18 protein-coding genes are annotated in these 20,806 nt (G+C 66.2%); 3 read left to right on the top strand and 15 right to left on the bottom strand.

The window, feature by feature from the left end; translation table 11 throughout:
- Window positions 1-29: 29 nt before the first annotated feature.
- The 4 genes from ACUJ46_RS04495 to ACUJ46_RS04480 all read right to left on the bottom strand — a co-directional run bounded on the left by ACUJ46_RS04495 (window position 30) and on the right by ACUJ46_RS04480 (window position 4,556).
- A complete protein-coding gene (locus tag ACUJ46_RS04495; RefSeq protein ID WP_445389234.1) occupies window positions 30-1,169 on the bottom strand; it encodes an N-acetyltransferase in 1,140 nt (379 codons plus the stop codon).
- A gap of 115 nt (window positions 1,170-1,284) precedes the next feature.
- A complete protein-coding gene (locus ACUJ46_RS04490; protein ID WP_445389534.1) occupies window positions 1,285-2,025 on the bottom strand; it encodes a sterol desaturase family protein in 741 nt (246 codons plus the stop codon).
- 171 nt (window positions 2,026-2,196) lie between these two features.
- Window positions 2,197-3,291: an LPS export ABC transporter permease LptG gene (gene lptG, locus ACUJ46_RS04485; RefSeq protein WP_445389233.1), complete on the bottom strand. Its 1,095-nt coding sequence runs from the start codon at window positions 3,289-3,291 to the stop codon at window positions 2,197-2,199.
- On the bottom strand, window positions 3,291-4,556 hold the full coding sequence (locus tag ACUJ46_RS04480; RefSeq protein WP_445389533.1) for an LptF/LptG family permease: 1,266 nt from the start codon (window positions 4,554-4,556) through the stop codon (window positions 3,291-3,293). Before ACUJ46_RS04480 ends, lptG begins: the two co-directional genes overlap by 1 nt.
- Before the next feature lie 130 nt (window positions 4,557-4,686).
- Between ACUJ46_RS04480 and ACUJ46_RS04475 the strand changes: the two genes are divergently transcribed.
- A complete protein-coding gene (locus tag ACUJ46_RS04475; RefSeq protein ID WP_445389232.1) occupies window positions 4,687-5,136 on the top strand; it encodes a DUF2141 domain-containing protein in 450 nt (149 codons plus the stop codon).
- Here ACUJ46_RS04475 and rsmA read toward each other — a convergent pair.
- From rsmA to ACUJ46_RS04420, 11 genes are all read right to left on the bottom strand, one after another.
- On the bottom strand, window positions 5,081-5,953 hold the full coding sequence (gene rsmA, locus ACUJ46_RS04470) for a 16S rRNA (adenine(1518)-N(6)/adenine(1519)-N(6))-dimethyltransferase RsmA (protein ID WP_445389231.1): 873 nt from the start codon (window positions 5,951-5,953) through the stop codon (window positions 5,081-5,083). The two genes, ACUJ46_RS04475 and rsmA, sit on opposite strands and share 56 nt — an antisense overlap.
- Entirely contained in the window at window positions 5,950-6,948 is a 999-nt protein-coding gene (pdxA, locus tag ACUJ46_RS04465; protein ID WP_445389532.1) for a 4-hydroxythreonine-4-phosphate dehydrogenase PdxA, read from the bottom strand. Before pdxA ends, rsmA begins: the two co-directional genes overlap by 4 nt.
- Before the next feature lie 43 nt (window positions 6,949-6,991).
- Entirely contained in the window at window positions 6,992-8,347 is a 1,356-nt protein-coding gene (locus ACUJ46_RS04460; protein WP_445389230.1) for a peptidylprolyl isomerase, read from the bottom strand.
- A gap of 132 nt (window positions 8,348-8,479) precedes the next feature.
- Complete coding sequence (locus ACUJ46_RS04455; protein ID WP_445389229.1) at window positions 8,480-10,675, bottom strand: LPS-assembly protein LptD; 2,196 nt, start codon at window positions 10,673-10,675, stop codon at window positions 8,480-8,482.
- A 114-nt stretch (window positions 10,676-10,789) separates the two neighbouring features.
- Window positions 10,790-11,545: a DUF1134 domain-containing protein gene (locus ACUJ46_RS04450; protein ID WP_445389228.1), complete on the bottom strand. Its 756-nt coding sequence runs from the start codon at window positions 11,543-11,545 to the stop codon at window positions 10,790-10,792.
- A 6-nt stretch (window positions 11,546-11,551) separates the two neighbouring features.
- Window positions 11,552-12,211: a fumarylacetoacetate hydrolase family protein gene (locus ACUJ46_RS04445; RefSeq protein ID WP_445389227.1), complete on the bottom strand. Its 660-nt coding sequence runs from the start codon at window positions 12,209-12,211 to the stop codon at window positions 11,552-11,554.
- Window positions 12,208-12,924 (bottom strand): ligase-associated DNA damage response endonuclease PdeM, encoded by a 717-nt coding sequence (gene pdeM / locus ACUJ46_RS04440; RefSeq protein WP_445389226.1) that lies wholly within the window; start codon window positions 12,922-12,924, stop codon window positions 12,208-12,210. Before pdeM ends, ACUJ46_RS04445 begins: the two co-directional genes overlap by 4 nt.
- Before the next feature lie 62 nt (window positions 12,925-12,986).
- The gene (locus tag ACUJ46_RS04435; RefSeq protein ID WP_445389225.1) at window positions 12,987-14,492 is read right to left on the bottom strand and encodes a capsule assembly Wzi family protein; all 1,506 of its coding nucleotides are present in this window, start codon (window positions 14,490-14,492) and stop codon (window positions 12,987-12,989) included.
- The gene (locus ACUJ46_RS04430; RefSeq protein ID WP_445389224.1) at window positions 14,489-15,205 is read right to left on the bottom strand and encodes a phosphocholine cytidylyltransferase family protein; all 717 of its coding nucleotides are present in this window, start codon (window positions 15,203-15,205) and stop codon (window positions 14,489-14,491) included. The genes ACUJ46_RS04435 and ACUJ46_RS04430 overlap by 4 nt, the downstream gene beginning before the upstream one ends.
- 54 nt (window positions 15,206-15,259) lie before the next feature.
- On the bottom strand, window positions 15,260-16,375 hold the full coding sequence (locus ACUJ46_RS04425; RefSeq protein ID WP_445389223.1) for an inositol-3-phosphate synthase: 1,116 nt from the start codon (window positions 16,373-16,375) through the stop codon (window positions 15,260-15,262).
- A gap of 71 nt (window positions 16,376-16,446) precedes the next feature.
- On the bottom strand, window positions 16,447-17,814 hold the full coding sequence (locus tag ACUJ46_RS04420) for a CDP-alcohol phosphatidyltransferase family protein (protein ID WP_445389222.1): 1,368 nt from the start codon (window positions 17,812-17,814) through the stop codon (window positions 16,447-16,449).
- 70 nt (window positions 17,815-17,884) lie between these two features.
- Here ACUJ46_RS04420 and ACUJ46_RS04415 point away from each other — a divergent pair, with 70 nt between their 5' ends.
- Both ACUJ46_RS04415 and ACUJ46_RS04410 read left to right on the top strand, forming a co-directional pair.
- Window positions 17,885-18,682 (top strand): CDP-alcohol phosphatidyltransferase family protein, encoded by a 798-nt coding sequence (locus ACUJ46_RS04415; protein ID WP_445389221.1) that lies wholly within the window; start codon window positions 17,885-17,887, stop codon window positions 18,680-18,682.
- Between the two features lie 44 nt (window positions 18,683-18,726).
- Complete coding sequence (locus ACUJ46_RS04410; protein WP_445389220.1) at window positions 18,727-20,805, top strand: hypothetical protein; 2,079 nt, start codon at window positions 18,727-18,729, stop codon at window positions 20,803-20,805.
- Window position 20,806 lies beyond the last annotated feature (1 nt).

Raw genomic sequence — 20,806 nt, 5'->3', positions numbered from 1 at the left:
GGCAGTAGCGGGGCTGAGCGGAATAGACCCTAGAGATCGCGCTCGTAGATGCGGTAGGTCTTGCGGATCTTCGCGTTGATGGCCTCGGCAATCGAGATCATCGGGCCATTGTCATCGAGAATCCAGCCGATTTCACCGAAGCGCGAGCCGTTCTTCGCAACCGCGTCACGGCGGATATACTCGATCATCATGAAGGCAAGCAGCGAGGCGGTGCGACTGCCCTGAAGCGACTTGCGAACACCCATCAGCGGCACGCGCATCCAGTCCACCTGCGGGTTGCGCAGGCGCCACAGCAGTTTCGCCCAGCCGAAGGGAAAGAGCCTGCCGTCAAGATCCCGTATCAGCTGGTTGATGTCGGGCACGGTCATCATGAAGGCGACCGGCTCGCCATCATATTCCGCCACCCGGATGAGATGCGGAAAGACGATGGGCTTCAGCTTCTTGCCGACATGGGCGATTTCGGCATCGGTAAGCGGCACGAAACCCCAGTTGTCCGACCAGGCTTCGTTCAATATGTCGAGAATGAGCTTCGCTTCCTCGTCGAAGCGCTTCAGCTCGACCTCGCGGATGCGGATGCGCTTGTTGCGCTCTCCCGCGGCAACGATGCGGTTCACAAGCTCCGGAAACGGCTGCTCGATGGGCAGGTCCCAGGCGTGAAGATCCTTCACCCCGGCATAGCCGGCGGCAAGCACATGGCGTTCGTACCACGCCCGGTGATGGCCCATCATCACCACGGGCGGCTCTTCAAAGCCGGTAACGAGAAGCCCCGGCTCGTCCCAGATGGAGATGCTGACAGGGCCTTGCGCGCGTTTCATGCCCTGCGCGCGCAGCCAGTCCTCGGCGGTCCGGATGAGTTCGGCAGCCACTTCGGCATCGTCGATGGTTTCGAAAAGGCCCCATTGGCCAAGGCCTGGGGTGCGCTCCTGCACAAGATCGCAGACCTGAGCGGAAATGCGGCCGACCACTTCGCCATTGCGCCGGGCGAGGAAAAAGGCGGCCCGCCCATGAAGGAACCAGGGATTGCTTTTGGGGCCGCCGATGAGCGCGTGGATGTCACCCTTCAGCGGCGGAACCCAGGCCGGATCATCGGCATAGATCCACCAGGGAAGATCGACAAAGGCGCGCCTGTCGGCAGCCGTGGCGACAGGCCTGATGTCCACGCCCTTCAATGCACTTCCCCTGGATGTCCGTTCAACACCGGCCCGCTATCCGGCGGCTGCGCGCCGGATGTCAAGGCCGGTACAACCCGGCTGCCAATGGTGGGCCGGCTTGCCGTTGCCGGCTTCAGGCCGCGTCGGCGTTCGGGTCACTATCATTCTGGTTGGCGGCACGCTTGCGCGGATGGCCCTTGGCGACACCGCCCGAAAGGCGGGACACCCACGGATAGGAGCGGGCGACATCGTCAGTGTAGCCAAGGTTGAACACGGTGGGCGATTTCGCCGGCCGCTGCTCGCGCTCGTAAAGAGTTCCGAAAATGCGGTCCGGCCAGAAGCTGGTGATGCCGAAGTTGCCGGTTTCGTCATGGAAATGGTGCGCCATGTGGCGGCGCTTCATTTCCACGAGCAGGGGGTTCTTCGGCTTGTAACTGAGATGCTGGATGCAGTGGGCGAATTCATAGAAACAAGTGGTCAGAAGGCCTGCCGCAAACGCAACGGCAGCCCCGCCCACGCCGCCGATCATCCAGCCCACCGGGATCGTTGCGATGGCGATGGTGGGCAGCGTCGTGTAAAGCGCGCCGAACAGCACCTCGAGGTGGTTCGGATCCTGGTGATGATCGTAATGGATGCGCTTCCAGGTCCGCGCTGTCAGCGGGGATTTGTACATCCACTGGCTGTGCAGCACATAGCGGTGCAGCAAATACCAGATCAGCGGATAGGCGATCACGGCAAAGACCGCGGCCCCAACTCCGGCGAGAAGGCTGGGCGGGTTCCAGATGGCCACGCCCACGGAAATCACGGCCAGGATGAGATAGGCCTGAATCGCATAATATTGAAAATAGGCGACCACGAGTTCCCGCAAGGTCATCCGGTCCAGAAAATGGGCCCGGCTCCAGATTCCGGGCCGCTTTGCATGTTCCACGATCAAGGCTGTCTACTCCGACAATGCATCACGCCCATGTGATGGGGCATTGCGGCGATTTTAGGGTGCAATTCGCGCAGCCATAAGAGGGGCAAGCGGCCCTGCGCGCTTTGGCCGCTATTCCTCGGTTCGCACGAGCACGCTTTCCCCCACCAGGAAGAAAAGCAGGAACGGCGCCCAGGCGGCGGCCCATGGCGGATAGGTTCCGAAATCGGCCATCGCCATGGCGAAATTGTCGACCACGAAAAAGGCGAAGCCAAGCGCCAGCCCGATGACGGCGCGAACGAACAGCTTGCCCGACCGCGCCAGGCCGAAAGCCGCGACGGAGCCGAGCAAGGGCATCAGGGCCGCCGACAGGGGGCCGGATATCTTGTGGTTCAGCTTGGCGACGAGCTGGTCCGTGGGCTTCCCTGCGGCCTTCAGGTCACGGATGGCGGGCCAAAGCTGCCAGAAGGGCAGATGATCGGCATTGACGCTGCGTGTCGTGAACTGCTGTGGCTGCGCCCCTGTTGGCAGCGCGATCCGGCTGCTGGCGGTGCGCTTGCCGGTTGCCACATCGAAGCGGGATGCATTGACAAGCAGCCAGCCGCCCGCCGCCGGACGGGCTTCATCCGCCCGCACGATCGCGACCAGTCGCTCATCCGACCGGATGTAGAGGCTGACATCATGAAGGCGTGTGTCCGCCCCCGCCCCCTCGACCCTGGCGACATGCCAGAGGTCGCTTCCGGCGCGCACCCACACTTCGCGGCCGGTCGGTTCCTCGGGCGGAACCGGGTGATATTCGGCGGCCTTCCACCGATCATATTCGAAGTTCGCGCGCACCAGCACGCGTTCGTTGAAGATGAAGTTGAGCGCCGCGATCACCAGCCCGGCCAGAACCAGGGGCGCCAGGATCTGGTGCGCGCTGATGCCGGCCGCCTTGAAAATGGTGATCTCGCTGTTCTGGTTCAGCGTCATGAAGGTGAGCAAGGTTGCCAGCAGGACGGAGAAAGGCAGGAACAGCGCGATGATCTGCGGCATGCGGATGGAAACATATTTCCACAGCTCCGCCTCGCCATTGCCGGGAACGGCAAGGATACGGCCGGATTCGCCCAGCAGGTCGAGCGTCATCAGGATGAGCGCCAGCCCGGCCAGAAAGGCGAAGGTGCGCGTGATGAACATGCGCGCGGTGTATCGCGCGAGTGTCGGGGCGGGAAACAGGCGGGACAGCATCAGTTCACCCGCGCCCCCGCGGCACCCTCAGCCGCACCGTCCGGCACTTCGCCGAGCAGGGTCTCCGGCACAAGGCCGATCTTCTGCGCGGGCTTCTTCAGGCGGCTGAAGAGCTTGGTGATCCTGGCGAACAGGCGTTCCAGCCCGCCGATGGGCTGGCCGCCCGGCTGGTGGGCGAGAACATGATAGAACCAGTAGCAGAGCGCGGCGAACAGCGCGAAGGGAACCCACTGCGCCAGCAGCGGATCGACCCGGCCGATCGCGCCCATGCGTTCCCCATATTCCGAGACCTTGTGGTAGGTCACGAGGATCACGATCGAAAGGAACACGCCAAGCGCCGAACTGCTGCGCTTGGGCGGAACTGCCAGCGCGATCGCCAGAAGCGGCAGGACGAACATGGCAACCCATTGCACCGTTCGGCGGTGGAAGGTGGCGCTGGCCTGGGTCCGCTCGTCGGCCATGGCGGTCTCGTCACGCATCAGCTGCCACAGCTCGGGCAGGGTGCGCTCGAGGTTTGCGCCACCACGGGCGCGGAAGCTCTCGATGGCCGGCAGGTTCACGGGCAAGTCGTGCAGGGCAAAGCTGAGGACACGGGGCACGCCCTCGCCCGGCGGATCATGGACCAGCGTGCCATTTTCCAGCCGCAGGATGATGATGTCGGGGTCATCCGTCATCAGGAACTGGCCGCGAGCGGCCGATACGGCAAGCGAGCGCCCGTCTTCCGAACCGGCGCGGACGAACACGCCGCGCAGGTCGCGGCCCTCGTCGAAGCTTTCTTCCACCCTGAGCGTGGTGCGTTCGCCGATGCGGGCGAATTCGCCAACCTTGATGCTGGCGCCAAGGGCGCCCGAGCGCAGTTCGAAGCGCAGCCCCTCATAGGCGTAGCGCGAATAGGGCTGAAGATAGCCGACGATGCCGAAATTGATGAGGGCGAACAATGTCGCGAGCATGTAGGGCACCTTCAGCATCCGGCCATAGCTGACGCCCACGGAATTGAGGGCATCGAGCTCGGAGGAAAGCGCAAGGCGCCTGAAGCCGAGCAGGATTCCAAGTGTCACGCCGATGGGAATGCCGAGTGAAAGATATTCCGGAATCAGGTTGCCGAGCATCCGCCAGACAACCGACACCGGCCCGCCTTCGTTCACCACGAAATCGAAGAGGTTCAGCATTTTCTCGAGGAGAAGCAGCATGGCCGCGATCACAAGCGTGCCCACGAGGGGCACGATGATCAGCTTGAAGAGATAGCGGTCCACCGCTGTCAGCACTGCCATGGTGCCTGCGCCTTAGCAGGCAGACCGGCAAAAGGCCAAGCGCCCGGGTAGCAAAACAGACCAAAGGCTCGACGAAGGGCCCGGTCGTTCCTAGATATGTTGCATGATTGCAGCTCTCGCCCTGATGTCGACAGCCGTTTTCGGTGTTCCCGAAGCCTGCTCGTCCAATGCGGAATCGCCCGCCGTCCTCGTTCGTGTCCATGGCTTCAAGGACAGGGTCGGGCAATTGCGCATCGCCATCTATCGCGCCAACGAGGAAGAGTTTCTTGCGTCCGGGCGCTATGTCCAGCGGCTGGACACGCCGCTCACGCCGAAGGGCGACATGACGGTATGCGCACCCGTGCCGGAGGCCGGACAGCATATCGTCGTCGCCCTGCACGACCGGGACGCCAACGGCCGGTTCGGTCCATTCAAGGATGGAGTCGGCTTTTCCCGCAACCCGCGACTTGGTCTTTCCAAGCCCGACATCCAGAAGGTCGAAGTGCCTCTCGACGGCCTGATGCCGATGTCGATCGAGCTCAACTATATGCGGGGTCTTCGGCCAGCACCTGTGCGACAGAAGCAAAATCCCTGACGGTGAGCGTCTCGGCGCGGCGGGTCGGGTCGATGCCGAGCCGTTCCAGCGCCTGAAGCGCGTCCGGCAGGCCCTTGAGCGACTGCCGCAGCATCTTGCGCCGCTGACCGAAAGCCGCCGCCGTCACCTTTTCAAGCAGCTTCACGGGCACAGGGATGTCCGGCTGGCGTGGCACCAGCCTGACCACTGCCGAATCCACCTTGGGCGGCGGGGTGAAGGCGCGGGCGGGAAGCAGCATCTCGATCCGCACGTCGCAGCGCCACTGGGCCAGCACCGACAGCCGGCCATAGGCTGAACTGCCGGGGGGGGCGGCGATGCGTTCGGCGACTTCCTTCTGGAACATCAGGGTTGCCGAGCGCCACCAGGGCAGCCAGCGCGCCTGGGTGAGCCAGCCGGTCAGGAGAAGGGTGCCGATATTGTAGGGCAGGTTCGCCGCGATATGCGCGCCCTCCCCCGCCAGCGCCTCGGGGTCGACTTCGAGCGCATCGCCATGCACGATCTTCAGCCGCCCGCCACTGGCAGCCGAAAGGCGCTGGAGGATTGGCAACGCACGGGCATCACGCTCGACAGCGATCACCTCGGCCCCTGCCATCAGAAGCGCGCGCGTCAGGCCGCCCGGCCCCGGCCCCACTTCATAAACCCTGTCGCCCGGCGCCAGCGGAATGGAGCGGACAATCCGCGCCAGCAGGTTGAGATCGAGGAGGAAATTCTGGCCCAGCGCCTTGTCGGCGCGCAAGCCCTCGGCCGCAATCTCGTCCCTCAGCGGCGGAAGGGCGGCAAGCGCCTTCGCCACATCCTCCTCAGGCGATCCGATCAAGCTGCCTGGGCCTGGCTCTGCGCCCGTGTCTTCGCGCACTGGCCGGCAAGGGCGATGGCGGCGATCATGGCGCGCGGATTGGCTTCCCCCCGCCCGGCGATGCCGAAGGCCGTCCCGTGATCCGGCGAAGTGCGGATGAGCGGAAGGCCCAGGGTCATGTTCACGCCAAGATCGAAATACAGGGTTTTCAGCGGGATGAGCGCCTGGTCATGATACATGCAGATTGCCGCGTCATAGGTGGCGCGGGCAGCCGGATGGAACATGGTGTCGGCCGGCAATGGGCCGCTGACGTCCAGCCCCTCCTCGCGGAGGCGGTCGATCGCGGGCTGGATGATGTCCAGTTCCTCATGGCCCATGGCGCCACCCTCCCCCGCATGGGGGTTCAGCCCGGCGACGGCGAGGCGCGGCCGCGCGATCCCGAAATCCCGCACAAGGCCGCGCGCCACGACGCGCGCGCGCGAAAGGATCAGCTCCGTCGTCAGGGATTCCGGCACGCGCGCGAGCGGCCGGTGAATGGTGACAGGCACCGTCCTGAGGTCGGGACCGACCATCATCATGGCGACATTTTCGGCAGCCACCCCGCAACGCTCAGCGACGAATTCCGTCTGGCCGGGATGGCGGAAACCGATGGCATAGAGCTGCGCCTTGGCAACCGGCCCCGTGACCAGCGCGGCAGCCGCACCGGACCGTGCCAGCCCGACAGCCATTTCCACGGAATCGAGGGCACAGCGCGCGCCCGCCAGATTGGGCTGGCCGGGCACGATCTCGCCCGGATCATCCACCTGCAGAAGCGGCAGGGCTTCCGGAAAGACGCTGACGGCATCGCCGGGATGGCCGATCTGGGCGATCGGCCCATTCCAGACAGCCTCGATGCTGCGGCGGTCCCCGATGGCGAAAAAGGGCGGCAGCCTATGCGCTTCCCGGATGGCCCAGGCCTTGGCGATCACCTCAGGCCCGATGCCCGCCGGGTCGCCGAGCGATACGGCAAGCGGCATGATGGCGTGCCGCTCCCAGGACGTTACGGAAAAGTCGGTGGTGTCAGCGGTAGTCAATCACCGCATCCCGTCTGAGATCGCGCAGATAGCGCCGTGCGGCGCTGTTCACACGCTGGTCGTTCAGCTGACTGTACACCTGGTCGAAGCTGGGCAGGCCCGCACTGGCCGAGGGATCATCGCGACCACAAAGCACCAGCACGCGCAGGCCATCCTGCGGGGAGCCGAAGGGCGGCGTCGCCATGCCGACCTGCATGTTGCCGAGGATCTGCTGCAGCGGTCCGGGCAGATCGCCAAGCCGCAGCTGGTCGTTGTTCACCACTTCGGCCCCGATCTCGCGCGCGACTTCGTCGGCCCGGCCGCAGCCACCCATGTTGCGCGTGCGCTCCTGGATGCCGGCGGCAAGCCTGCGCGCCTCCGCCTCGCTGATTCCGGCCTTGAGCGGAATGGTCAGCTGCTTGAGGCTCAGAATGGCGTTGGACGGGTCCGCCGCAAGCACCTGCCGCTTGTCGATCAGGGCGATGATGGCGACACCGCCCGGAACGGCGACCGGGTCCGAGACGGCGCCGCGCGGCAGCGACGTGACGATGGGCTGAAGGGCGGCGGAAAGCTGGCCGGCGCGAACCCAGCCCAGATCCCCGCCGACAGCAGCCGTCGACGCCTCGGAAAACTGGCGGGCATAGGCGACGAAGCTGGCGCCCGCGCGCACCTGCTCGACGATCCGCGCCGCATCCGACAGCGCCTGCGCCTGCAACTCGGGCGGGGCCGAAAGGAAGATCTCGCCGACGCGATACTCTTCCTGGCCCTTGCTTTCCTCGAGCTTGCGGATGATCGACTGCACCTCATCGTCGCCGACATTGATGAAAGGCTCGACCCGGCGGCGCAGCAGCCTGGTCCAGGCCAGTTCGCCCCGGATCTGCTGCTTGATGGTGGCAGGCGAGGAACCGCCGTTCGCCAGAAACTGCGCGAACTGCTCGGGCGACTGCTGGAAATTCTGGGCGACGCGGGCGAAGGCCTGCTCGATCTCGGCTTCCGGAATCGTCACTTCGTTTTCACGCGCGGCCTGGATCTGGAGCATCTCGTCGATCAGGTTGCGCAGAACCTGCAGCCGCAGCATGTCCATCTCTTCCGGGGGAACACGGCCGCCATTGGCGATCACGACCAGCGAAAGACGGTGATCGACATCGGTATCGGTTATGATGTCCCCGTTCACGATCGCGGTTGCCTTGCGGACATTGGGGTCCACCGTACCGAGCACCGTGACTTCGGGCAGGTCAAGCCCGCCTGCCTGACGCTGCATCTGCAGCGCGCCCATCTGCTGGGCCACGGCCGGAGCCGGGGCAGAGGCAAGCGCCAGCCCGATCATGGCCAGGGCCGGCAGCGTCCGTTCGAACTTCTTCATGCGGTCAAAACTGTCCTTCCTTGCCGCCCGCATAGACGAGGGCGAAGCCAAGCGCCAGCACCCTCGGCCAGCAGAAACCCGCCTTTGCCGGATGGACGCTTAACCCCTGCTTACAGCGCCCGGAAACAGGGCCTAGCCAAGATTGCGCAGGGCAAGCGTGAACAGGAAGGTGTCCCCGATCCGCGCATTGGGATTATCGACATAGTTGCGCTTCCAGGTCAGGCCGATGTCGAAACATTCGTCCGTATAGCTGACGCCCAGCCGGTGGCGGATGGGCTGCCAGCCATCATTGGCTGTCAGCGGATCTTCCGCGCGTGAGGTGAGGTCGACGACAGCCGAGCCGAAAAGCGCCCAGTAGCGGCCGAATGCGATCCGCGCGCCGGCACGCACTTCCTCATGATCGGTCAGATCCTCGAGGTTGATGTTGCGGTTGAACTTCAGGTAGCCGAGCGAGACGAAGGTGCGCCGCGATCCGACGGCGATGTCGGTCTCGTTGCGGCGGATGGCGAGATTGTCCTTGTCCAGCCTGAGGCGCTGGGTGACTTCCACCATGTCGCCGAAGCGGACGGACAGCCGGCCGACGAAATCCGAGAGCCGGTCCGAAAGGCCGGTGCCGTCCGGAAAGATGTCTGTCTGGTCGTCGAGCCTGTAGCTCTGGCCCATCTGGGCGTTCAGCGCGATGCCGGGCTTCGTCCAGCGCCAGTCGAGACCATAGGTGATGCGTGCCCCGCCTTCCCAGCGGTCATAGCCGGGAAAGCGGTTGAGCGAGAAAAGGTTCGATTCCTCGAGGTCGATCGCACGTGAATCCTCGTTGGCGATTCCCTCATTGGCCGTGGCGGTGGATGCAACCAGCTGGACACGTGGCGAAATCACCTGCGAGCCGCCAAGGAACGGTCCGGCAAAGGGCCATTCCATGTCGACAGCAGCGAGCGGCACGAGACGCGTCTTCCAGCCATCGCGGCCGGCATAGAGCGGATCATCGGCGAGCGCCGTGTCAGACATCGAATAGATGTCGCCGCGCACGAGGCCGGTGAAGGTGATGCGCTGGCCGAGCGTGGTGAGCAGGCTGCGATCCCACTGGGCCGAAGCGAGCGCCCGCGCCATCGACTGCCCGTCGCGCCGGTAAAGGCCGAGGCTGTTGGCCTGCAGCATGACCTGCCCGCCGGCCACCTGGTCCGGAAGGCGCCAGCGGAAGTCGATCAGCGGCAGCGCCATGGGCGTCCTGCCATCCTCGACTCCTGTCCGCAGGTCCTGGAACGCCCAGCCGGTCACGGAAAAATAGCGCCCCTTTTCAAACCGTTCGAGGGCGTAGGTGGAGCGCAGGCGCGTATCCAGGCTGATCTGGTAACGACCAAGGAAATTGTCGTCGTTCGTCAGGCGCGATGAAAAGGTGGAGCGCCATCCATTGCCATGCTCCACCTGCCCGCGGGCGTCGAAATAGCCGCGGACCCGGGCCGGCGTCTCGACGATCTGGCCGCTGCCTTCGTCCAGTTCCTGGCCCTTGGCATAGGTGATGCGCCCGCCGATCTGGATCGGCCCGCCCGCCAGAAGCTGGCGATAGGTCACGCCGAGCACCGGCGCGACATCGGTATAGACGTGGCCGGTAAGCGTCAGATCCTTGTCTGGCGCGATTGCCCACAGATAGGGGATGGCAATCTCGCCCCCCAGTTCGCGCGAATAGCGGACATCCGGCGACAGGAGGCCCGACTGGCTGCGCTCAAAGCTGTCGGGGTGGGAAAAGCGCGGCAGGGCCACGATGGGCACGCCGAACATCTCCAGCCGGGCGCCCGTGTAGAACACACGGCCACGCACCGGGTCATGAACGACCTTCACCGCCTTCAGCGACCAGACCGGATCGATCGGGCAGCCTTTCTCATTCACGACCGCGCAGGGTGAATAGACCGCCTTGTCGAGTGTCGAGCGCCCGTCTTCGCGAACGCCGCCGGTCGCCGCGAGACGGCTGCCATCGGACAGGATCAGGAGGATGTTGCTGACCGCACCATCCTTCAGGCTCTCGGTCAGGCTGAACCTGTCGGCGACGGCCTTCGTGCCGCTGCCATCATCGACCAGCACATTGCCGCTGGCCTCCACCGAGCCGGTGCGGCGGTCATAGACGACGGTATCGGCCGTCAGCCTCTGGCCGTTCCGGTAGACAAGCACATTGCCCGCCGCCGTGATCACTTCGCTGTTCTCGTCATAGCTCAGCGTGTCGGCCTCGAACTCCACCATGGGTTGAGGCTCTGCCGCGGCTGCCGAAGGCGGGCCGGGTTCCGCCACCTGCGAGACAGCCGGTGACGCGCCGGCGACAGCCAGGGCAAGGGCGGACATGGTCCGGAAAAGATGGGCTGGGGCTTTCATCGGCTCCCGGCGGCTTTAGGGTGGCTGGTGCCGTCGTTCAAGCCATCCCCGGCCCAAAGTCGGCGTGCCGAAGCCGGCTGCTCCTCAGAAGGGGATGATCCGACCTTCCTTGCTGTATTTCAGGTAGCCGACATTGGCCCCCAGCCGCCAGCCGGCGCCCAGCCTGATGGGCACGATCGTGACCCCGTCGCGGCGGTGATAATTGGCCGACACGCCACCGATCAGATAGGCCTTGCCCTCGACGGCCGGAAAGCGGCGGAAAAGATCCTCGGTGTCGTTGAGATTATAGACCAGCGCGAACGCGCGCGAGGCATCGCCGCCCACGTCCGGCCCGATGGAAGGCCCGGTCCAGTGGACGACGCGTTCGCCCTCGACCTTGTGAAAAAGCTTTCCGCGCCCATAGCGCAGGCCGATGACCAGCGCGCCGGAGCCTTCGCGGCCGACGATATAGGCGTTGGGCTTGCCGAGGTCGGCGAACACCCGCTCGACGAGCATGGCGACGCTTTCGGACGCCTCTCCAAACGCGCCATCGGCAGCGGCAATGATCTCGCCCATCTCGTAGGTGGTGGATGTCGAGTCTGCGGCAGCCCCGGCCCCGGATTCCGCCGCTGTTGCCGCCGCGCCCGCCGGTGCTGGCGCCTGCGCGGCGGCAGGGGCCTGCTGCACGGGCGGGGTCGGGTCCGCCGGCAACACCGGTTCCGGTGGCGATGCCACCTGCGCCAGAGCCGCGGCCGGAAGGATTGCCACCGAAATAATTGCCGCCACAGGGACGGTGAAACTGCGCCTGATCATGGCGCGAAACCTGACAGCGGCGGATGAATCCAGGGTGAATCGGATCATGCCGGCTCAGTCCTCGGCAACCACAGGGCAACGCAGCAGCGGCAGCCCCGAAACGTCCACCTCGACAATGTCGCCGGGGAACAGATAGAGTGGCGGCTTGCGCTTTTCCCCCACGCCCGCGCAGGTTCCGGTGGCGATGATGTCACCCGGCTGCAGTTCGGTGAAGCCCGATATGTAGCTGATCAAAGTCTCCACATCGAAGAGCATCAGCGAAATCGGCGTGTGCTGCACAACCGCGCCATTCACGCGCGTGGTCAGTTCATGGCTGCGATAGTCGCCGAAGGCAGCTGCCGGAGTCAGTTCAGGGCCGATGGCACCCGAGCGATCGAAATTCTTGCCCGCCGTGAACTGGGCAGTGTGGCGTTGCCAGTCCCGGACGGACCCGTCGAGAAACGGTGTCCATCCCTCGATATGGGCCAGCGCCTGCTCGCGGGGAATGTGCCGGCCGGGCTTGCCGATCACCACGGCCAGTTCCCCCTCATAATCGAGGCTGTCCGAGTTGGCGGGCTTCACGATGCCCTGCCCGGCGGAAACCAGCGAGCGCGGCGTGCGCATGAAGAGCATGGGATGTGCATTGGTTTCGCCCCGGCCCATTTCCTCGAGATGCGCCGCATAGTTCACCGCGGCGCAAAAGATGCGCGCCTCGGGTTTGGGAAACCAGCTCATGCCGCCAACTCCTTTCCTCCGGATCTGCCCGCCGGGCCGGGCCGCCCGCTGGCATCCACCTTCAACAAGCCGCCCGACAGGGCAACCACCCCCCGGGGGCGCCCGCCCAGTGCGCGCACGAATGCCGGGTCGCCGATGTCGAGGTCGCCGGCATAGGCGCCATAGGCCGGAAGCACCAGCCGCTGGCCGGCCATGGCGATGCACCGGCGCGTCACCCGGCCGCCCGTGCGCAGGGAAATCGTCACCTTGGGGTGGAAATGGCCGCTGATTTCCGGCCCCGGAATGCCGGGGCAAGCCTCGTGGCGCAGCGCAATGCCGTCGATGACCAGTTCAGCATGGACGAAGCCACCAAGCGTGCCCGCGCTTTCGCCATCATGGTTGCCGGTGATCCAGTGCCACTCGACACTGCCCATAAGCGCCGCAAGCGCCATGCGGGCTTCAGGCAGAAGCCGCGACGGCCCGTCATTATCGTGGAAACTGTCCCCCAGGGCGGCGATGCGCCGTGCCCCGGTTTCCCGCACGGCCCGTTCCAGGCGTTGCAGCGTATCGAGGCTGTCATGCGGGGGGAGAAGCCAGCCATGCCCGGCGAAGTAGCTGCCCTTTTCAAGATGCAGGTCAGCCAGGATCAGCATCTGCTGGCCAGGCCAGAAAAGCGCCCCGCACGGCAGGGGCAGAAAATCGCAGCCCGCGAACGAAAGGGAAACATCGCCCATGCGCCGGCCATAGACGCCCGCCGCCTGCCGCGCAATCGGGAAGGCAGTTGGCGGCGAGGATCTCAGAAGCGCGTGACCCAGCCGATCTCGCCCTGCACCCATGTCGGGTCGCGATCCAGCGTGTCGGGGGCGTTATGCTGCAGCCGCGCTTCGAGGCGGATGTCGCCATGGCGGCTCGGCCAGTTCACGCCCGCTTCGAAATGGCCGATGCGCTCGCGCGATTTCGAGATGCGGAAGCGCTGGTCACCGTTGATGTTCAGGTCGATGTGGCGCGCCGCGAGATGCCAGCGGCGGTTGCGCGTATCGGTCAGCGCGGCGTGGAGCGTGATGGCGCGGGCATCGCCATCGAGCGAATGGCCGATGGGCCGCCCGCCATAGGTCCAGCCATCGGTGTAGAGGAAATTGTTGTAGGTGGAGCCGGGCCATGTATCGCCGCCCATCAGCCGCCCGAGGAACTTGGCGGCCTGGCTGTCCACATATTCGACGCCGGCATCGATGAGCGCGCCATCCTCACCGACGGGGCCGGTGACCGACACGCCGATCTGGCGGGCGAACTGTTCGATCAGGATATTGTCCGCATCCTCGGCCGTGGTGTCGAACGTCAGTTCCAGCACATGGCCGCTCGTGCCGATCGGCCGGCGGTAGCTCATGTCGAAGCCGGCAAGCTGGTTGCCCGGCTCGTCCGCGGTTCCGGTGTTGTCGGCATCCCCCACGCCCACGAGGGCGCGGCCGATGGTCTTCACATCGCACGGGCGGTTGCGGCCGCACAGCATCAGGCCGCGGTTCAGCCCGATCTCGAACCATGGGGTGGGCTGGAAGGCGAAGCGCATGCCGATGATGGCCGGGTTGTCGAATTCGCGCTTCTCGTCGGCCATGCCGACGAAGGCGTCGAAGCTCACAGGGCCGAGCCAGCGCAGCACGGGTGCATCGATGGTGAAGGGTTCGAGCCTGCGGAAGCCGACCTTCGGAAACGGCCGGGCGCTGGTGGAAAAGATCATCGACCCGTCATGGCCGGGGCCCCAGTAGGTCTCGACCCAGCCGCCATAAAGCGCCCAGTTGCCGAGCTTCAGCGCAGCATGGCTGGGATCGGGCGAAACGCCATTGCCGTCGCGCGTGGCGCGCTGGCGCGTCGTGCCGTCGCTCTGCCAGGTTGCGCCCCAGCTGATGAAAAGCGCGCCAAGATCATGCGCGGCGGAAACGCTTGCCTCGCCCTGGTTGCGGGCGACGCGTTCGAAGCCGCGCACGAGCGTTGCGTCACTGGTGGCAGACAGTCGCGCCATATAGGTCGAACGGCCGGAATGATGCGCCGACAGCGCCGCGACACGGCGGATCGCGGCTGCAATATGGGGCGGCTGCGGCCCGGCCGCCTCGGCGCGCGCGAGGCCGCGGTCAATCTGCGCCCAGGGCAGCGGCCAGGCATTGACCGGCCCGAGGATGAAGCCATGGGCGCGCAGCAATTCCACATCGGTGCGAAGCCGTGCATCCCCTGCGGCGGCCCAGGGGGCCGCCTGCACGGGCGCTGCCAAAAGCGCCGAAACCGCAAAGGCGGCAGCGAGCGCGACCTTCACGCCTGCACCCAGCTGGCGTTGGCAAGCGCCAGCGCACGGGGGTCATCCACATCCAGCCACGGGGCATCCCCGATGTCCACGGCATGGGCCTGCCCGGCGCGTGCCAGCGCCGCCACCCCCTGCGACAGGCTGGGCGAAGCCAGGCTGGAAAGCGCCGAAACCAGTTCCGGCCCGATCCGGAACAGGCCGGTATCGAGGCAGTCATAGACCTTGAGGGACTTGCCGATCGCCTCGATCCGCCCGTCCCGCGTGCGCACGCGGGTGACATCCGCCTCGTCGATCCAGGGGTGGCCGAGCCGGCGATCGACCCCGAGGGCAAGCGGCGCAGGCTCTGCCGCCATCACGCGCGCCACAAGCGAGGGGGCAAGCAGATGGTCCGCCATCATCAGCAGGGTTCCGGGCCGCACGTCCCCGGCTGCCGCCAGCAGCGACACGCCATTGGGTGTTTCCGCCCATTCCGGATTCAGCGCAAAGCGGACAGGAAGTGGCCCGCTGCGGGCCACTTCCGCGATCGCATCGGCGGAATTGCCCAGCACCAGCGTTGCCGATTCGACACCGTTGGCCGCCAGCACGTCGAGCGCGTGCAGGATGAGCGCGCGCCCACGCACTTCGGCCAGCGGTTTGACCGGGGCGGCGGCAAGCAGCCGCGAGCCCGCGCCCGCCGCCAGGATGATGGCATTGGGTTTTCCGCCCGTCATGGTTTCAGCCTGCATGGAATCAGTCTGCGCGCCGGATGTTTCATGGCCATGACGAACGGGCAGCCGCGATCAGGCCGCGGCGGCGCCCTGAATGTCGCCCCGGATGAAGGCATCCAGTTCGTCATGGGCCTGTGAATCCGGCAGCTGACGCGGCGGGTGCTTGCAGAAGGAGGTCGAGGGCGGATGGATCACCCCGCCCTGCCCGCGCTTCAGGGCCAGCGCCGCGCACCGCACCATGTCGATGGCGACGCCTGCGCTGTTCGGGCTGTCCTCGACCGAGAGCCGCAGCTCGAGGTTCATCGGCACGCCGCCGAAAAGCAGGCCTTCCATGCGCAGGAAGCAGACCTTGTTGTCATTCTGCCAGGCGACATAATCCGACGGGCCGACATGGATGTTCTCGTCGTCCAGACGCTCGGCCGCAACGGACTGCACCGCCTCGGTCTTGGAGATCTTCTTCGATTCCAGCCGCTCCTGCGCCTTCATGTTCAGGAAGTCGGTGTTGCCGCCGGTGTTGAGCTGGTAAGTCCGCTCCAGCTTCACGCCGCGGCGGGCGAACAGGTCTGTCAGGGTGCGGTGCACGATGGTGGCGCCGACCTGCGCCTTGATGTCATCGCCCAGAAGCGGCACGCCGGCTTCCTCGAAGCGCCTTGCCCAGTCCGGGTTGCTGGCAATGAACACGGGAATGTTGTTCACGAAGGCAACCCCGGCCTTCAGCGCCGCCTCGGCGTAGAATTCGGTCGCCTTCTGGCTGCCGACGGGCAGATAGTTCATCAGCACATGGGCGCCGCTGCGGCGGAGTTCCTCGACCACTTCGTCGAGCGTCGGCTCGGGCGCGTCGGCGATGCGGAAGCTGCGGGATTCGGGCGCGTCCAGCATGTGCGGGGAAACCCCGTCGTTCACGCGGCCCATGCGCACCTTCACGCCCGTCTGCGGCACATTTCGGCAGAAGATTGCAGTGCAGTTGGGCGCCTCGAAGATGGCCTCGGCGATATCGCGGCCGACCTTGCGGCGATCAATGTCGAAAGCCGCCACGAAGCGCAGGTCGCCCGGCGTCCAGCCCCCGATGTCCATGTGGCTGATTCCGATGGGCTCGCCAGCCTCGGGCCTGGAATAATGCGCGACACCTTGAACGAGGGAGCTTGCACAGTTCCCGATGCCGACAATCGCGACGTTTATGGGTTCCATTTTACGGGGAATGCCTTCCGCTGGAGATGGTCCGGATCGTTACCGACCGTCATGAGTCTGAAACAAAGCCGTCACCTAGCGTTGCCGCCGCGACTGGGCAAGAAATCATAAGCGCTGCGCTCGAGATTGCCGCGAATGATGGGGCTGGCATCGCGTCCGTAGCCGGCAATGGCCTTCAGAAGGCGCCAGTGCGAGACGGCGAAGGTGATGAAGGCATAGAAAAGCAGCCACAGCATTCCGGGCCACCACTGGCCCGCAAGGCCGAAGGGGATGAGTGTCCAGAAGAAGGTGTTGCGGCGCCCCCCGATCAGGCGGAACCGGCGCTCGAAGGCGCCCCAGTCATCCAGCTGGCGGCCGGTGAAGCGGCGGAAGAATTCACCCGACGCGGCCTCGGTGAGCGCGAAGACGATGATTCCGGCCACCACGAGCCAGGCGGAGATGCCCTGGCTGATCGAGAACCAGTAGCCGAGCGCCAGAAACCAGCCATATTCGATGATCTTGTCGAGCACATGCTCGAGATCGCCCCAGCGGGAGAATTCGTGCCGCGCGCGCGCCAGCTTGCCGTCCACGCCATCGAGCGGGCCGACGACGATCGCCAGCGCCAGGCCCCACCAGAGCTGGCCGGTCGCGAACAGCAGCATCGCAGCAATGCCCAGGATAGCCGTGAGAATCGTGACCATGTTCGGCGTGACAGGCGTGGTCAGAAGCAGGCGCACCAGCAGGTTTTCTGCCGGCGGATGCAGGAAGCGCGCCGGCCAGTCGAGGCAGCCTTTCTGGGCCGCGTCGATCAGCATGTCGGTCGCGGCCCTGCGGGCTTCATCGTCCTCGGGAACGGCCCAGACCATCGGCGCATCCCGGCGGCGGGCGGGTGCGTAGGTGGACAGGGATTCGACATCGAAATGCCCCGCCCCGCCCTCGAACGCCGCGCGCACGAGCGTTCCGGTCAGTTCCCAGTCCCCCAGTGTCCGGGCGGTCTCACACACGAGGGCGGCCGGCATCCGCGCCAGCCCGGCCCAGTGGCGCTGGCTGTCCAGCCGCTCCGCCCCGGCCGGCGGCTGACCGGCAAAGGCGAGCAGCAGGGGCGCATGGGTAGGCGCATCCGGGGGCGCATCCACCATGGCCTCGACAAGGCGCGCGTCGATCAGAAGGCCCGGCGCAAAAAGCAGGATGGCGCTTTCTTCCCCCGCCGCCGCGTCCGCGGCAAGGCGTGCGGCCAGTTCGCCGGCATCGTGCAGGCGCCAGCATCGCGGCTCTGCGGCAAGGCGCGCGGCCAGATCGGCCGGCAGGGCCGGCGCCACCAGCGCCACGGCATCCACGCCCGCCTTCAGCGCCATCCGCACCTGGCGTTCCAGCAGGGTGATTCCGCCGACGATTCCAAGCCCCGGGGACAGCTGCCCCGGTTCGCTTTCGCCAGCCGCAAGCAGCGCGATCAGTTTCATGTGCAGGGTCTTAGCCTTGGCTGAAGGGGCTTGCCAGCCCGCACAAGTCAAAGCAGGGTGGCGGTCTGCCATGGATAGTGCCCGCCCCGTCGAGATCGAGCCGCTTTCGAATCGCCATTTCGTTCATCCGGCAGCCGCGGCGCTCCTTCCGCCCGCCATCCGCCTGGGCCTTCACCCCAACACCGTCTCGGTCGCAGGACTTCTCCTCGGCCTGCTGGCCGGACTTGCCTATACCCGGTGGGAGGATCCGCGCTTCGCCACGCTCGGTTTCCTGCTGATGATCGGCTGGCACATCCTCGACGGGCTGGATGGCAAGCTCGCCCGCGCCACCGGCAAGACCAGCCCCTTTGGCCGCTTTCTCGACGGAATCGCCGATTACGCCTGTTTCGTTTCCGTCTATTGCGCCCTCGCCTTCAGCCAGCCCCAACCCTGGGCGGCTTTCGCGCTGGCGGTCGTGGCCGGGGTCGCCCACGCCCTTCAATCCCAGTTCTACGAGGGTGAGCGCGCCACCTACATCCGCCGCATCAGGGGCATCTTCCACGCCGAGGCCCGCACGACAGCAGGCGGCGGGCCTGAAAAGCTCTACAACCGCCTCGAAGCCCTTCTCGCCAACCGCACGCGCCCGTTCGACCGGGCGCTCGCCACAGCGACAGAGGAAGAGCGGGCAGCCATGCTCGCCGGCTGGCAACCGCAGGCCGCGCGCACGTTGCGGCGCATGGCGCTGATCAGCGCCAATGGCCGCACGCTCGCCATCTGGGTGGCAGCGATGCTTGGCTATCCCGTGGCTTACTGGATTTGGGAAATAGTGTGTCTTAGCCTTCTGGCCCTTGCCGGCGCACGCGCACTCAGGCAGGCGGAAAGACGTTAACGACCGGCCCCGCGCGGCCAGAGGTCGGGAAAGTCGAGGAGGCCATGCGCGAAGTCACGTCCATACGTCCGTCCTTCCTGGTGGTGAGCTTCCTGTCGATCATATGGCTGGGGCTTGCTGCCTGGGCCATGCGCTCGGAAGGCGTCCGCCCGGAATCCCTGTTCGTTGCCCTTCAGACCCTCGGGCTGCTGCTGGCCCCGGTGGCAGCACTGTTCGCGCTCGCCTCGGCCCTGGGCAACCGCGAATCCCTGCCGGTCCTGCGCGCTTCCGACCCGGTGGAGGAATCCGAGGCGCAGCTGACAGGTATCGTCACCCGCATCGATTCGCTGCGCACGGCTCTCGCCGGCGAACTTCAGGGCCTGACCGAGGCCGCCGCCACGCTTGAGCGCCATTCGCGCAGCGCCGAAGGCGTGGTGCGCCAGATCACCGAAGCCACCAATGCCGCAACCGAGGCCACCCGCGCACTCGAAACCGTGTTGCCAGAGGCCGCCCGCAGCGCCGAAACGCTGCGCAGCGCAATGGAAAAGGCCGGCAGCGAAACCAAGGCGCGGGCGGATGAAGCCGAAACGGCTGCCGCCACCCTGTCCGCCCGGCTCGAGGCGCTGACAATTGAAGGATCGAACGCCGCTAACAGCCTTTCGCAGGCGCTGGAAACGCTGGAGGCGCGCGCGCTTGCCGGCCGGACCCAGAGCGAAGCCGGCATGCGCGCCATCCGCGCCGAAGCCGACACCCTCTACGACTATCTCGAGAACACGCTGACAGCCAAGCGCGACATGCTGCACCGTCAGGGTGAAAGCATGGCCGCCCAACTGAACGAGGGCTATGCCCGGCTGGAAGCACTCGCCAACAGCTCGACTGCGGAACTGGTCCGCAGGCTCGCGGCGCTCGTCGAACAGGCAGATGCGATCGAGGCCCGGCTCAACGCCCATGCCGCGACCACCGATACGCTGGCGACGACCGGCGAACGCGCCTTCCAGTTGCTGGATGCGCGCCTGCAGCACAGCAGCGAGACTGCGCGCGGCACCCTCGACCGGCTTTCGGCGCGTGTGCAGGAAGTGAGCGGCGAACTGGCAGCCCTCACCCAGCCCCTGAAGCAGACCCAGACCGCAACGCAGGACCTCGACACGTCGGTCAACCGGCTGCGCGAAACGACGATGCAGACGGTCGACGTGCTCGGAGAAACGCTCCCGGCCCGCACTGTGGAGGCTGGCAAGGCTGCGGAAACCCTTTCCGGTGACCTGCGCGCCCTGTGTGCCGCCATCGATGACGCGCATGCGAAAGCCGCCTCCCTTGCCGAGCCGATTTCCAGCAGTCAGGCGGCGCTGGAAGCCGCCAGCGCCGGCTATGCCGCCCAGCGCGCCGCAATTGAGGCCGCGGGCCAGGCGCTCGTGGTGGAACTCGAACAGGCCCGCCAGCTGATCGGCGAAGTGGAAGAACAGACGCGGGACACCTCGCTTGCCGCCGCAACCCGGCTTGTCGATGCCATGGGCCGCGTGCGGGAAGTGGCGAGCCAGGCAACGGGCACCATGCGCGAGATGCTTGACGGCGTTCTGGCCGAAGCCCGCGAAAGCCTTGAAAAGGCGGCGGACGAAGCGATGCGCCGGAGCTTTGCCGAACCCATCGCCCTGAAGGCGCGCGAAGCCGAAGCGGCCGCCTCGGCCGCAGCCGAGCGAACCGCCGGCAGCATGGCGACACTCGCCAACGCCCTGAAGCAGGTGGAGCAGCGCGGCCAGGAACGGCTGAGCAGCCTGGAGGCGGCGCGGCAGGAAGAGCTGCTCGCAGCGGCCACCCTGCTGACAGACAGGCTGGCGCAGGCCTCGGTCTCGATCGCCACCGCGCTCGACAAGCCGATGGACGATCAGGACTGGGTGCGCTGGCGCAAGGGCGAGCGCAGCTTCTTCAACAAGAAGGCCCTGAGCCTTCTGGCCCGAAACGAGGCAAGAGAATTGCGGGCGCTGGTGGCAAGCGATGGTGATTTCGCCCGCGCAGCCCGTGACTACAGTGCCAGCTTCGATGCTCTCGTCCGCCGGTTCGAAGACCCGGCACCGGCGCTCGCCGCTGCCCTTCAGGACAGCCAGCAGGGCCGTCTTGCAGCAGCCCTCAGCGAGGTTCTGGCGGGCTGAG

It is taken from the genome of Sandaracinobacteroides sp. A072, assembly GCF_052616365.1.
Note: the sequence above shows the minus strand (reverse complement) of the source record. Positions and strands in the feature narration are given on the sequence as shown.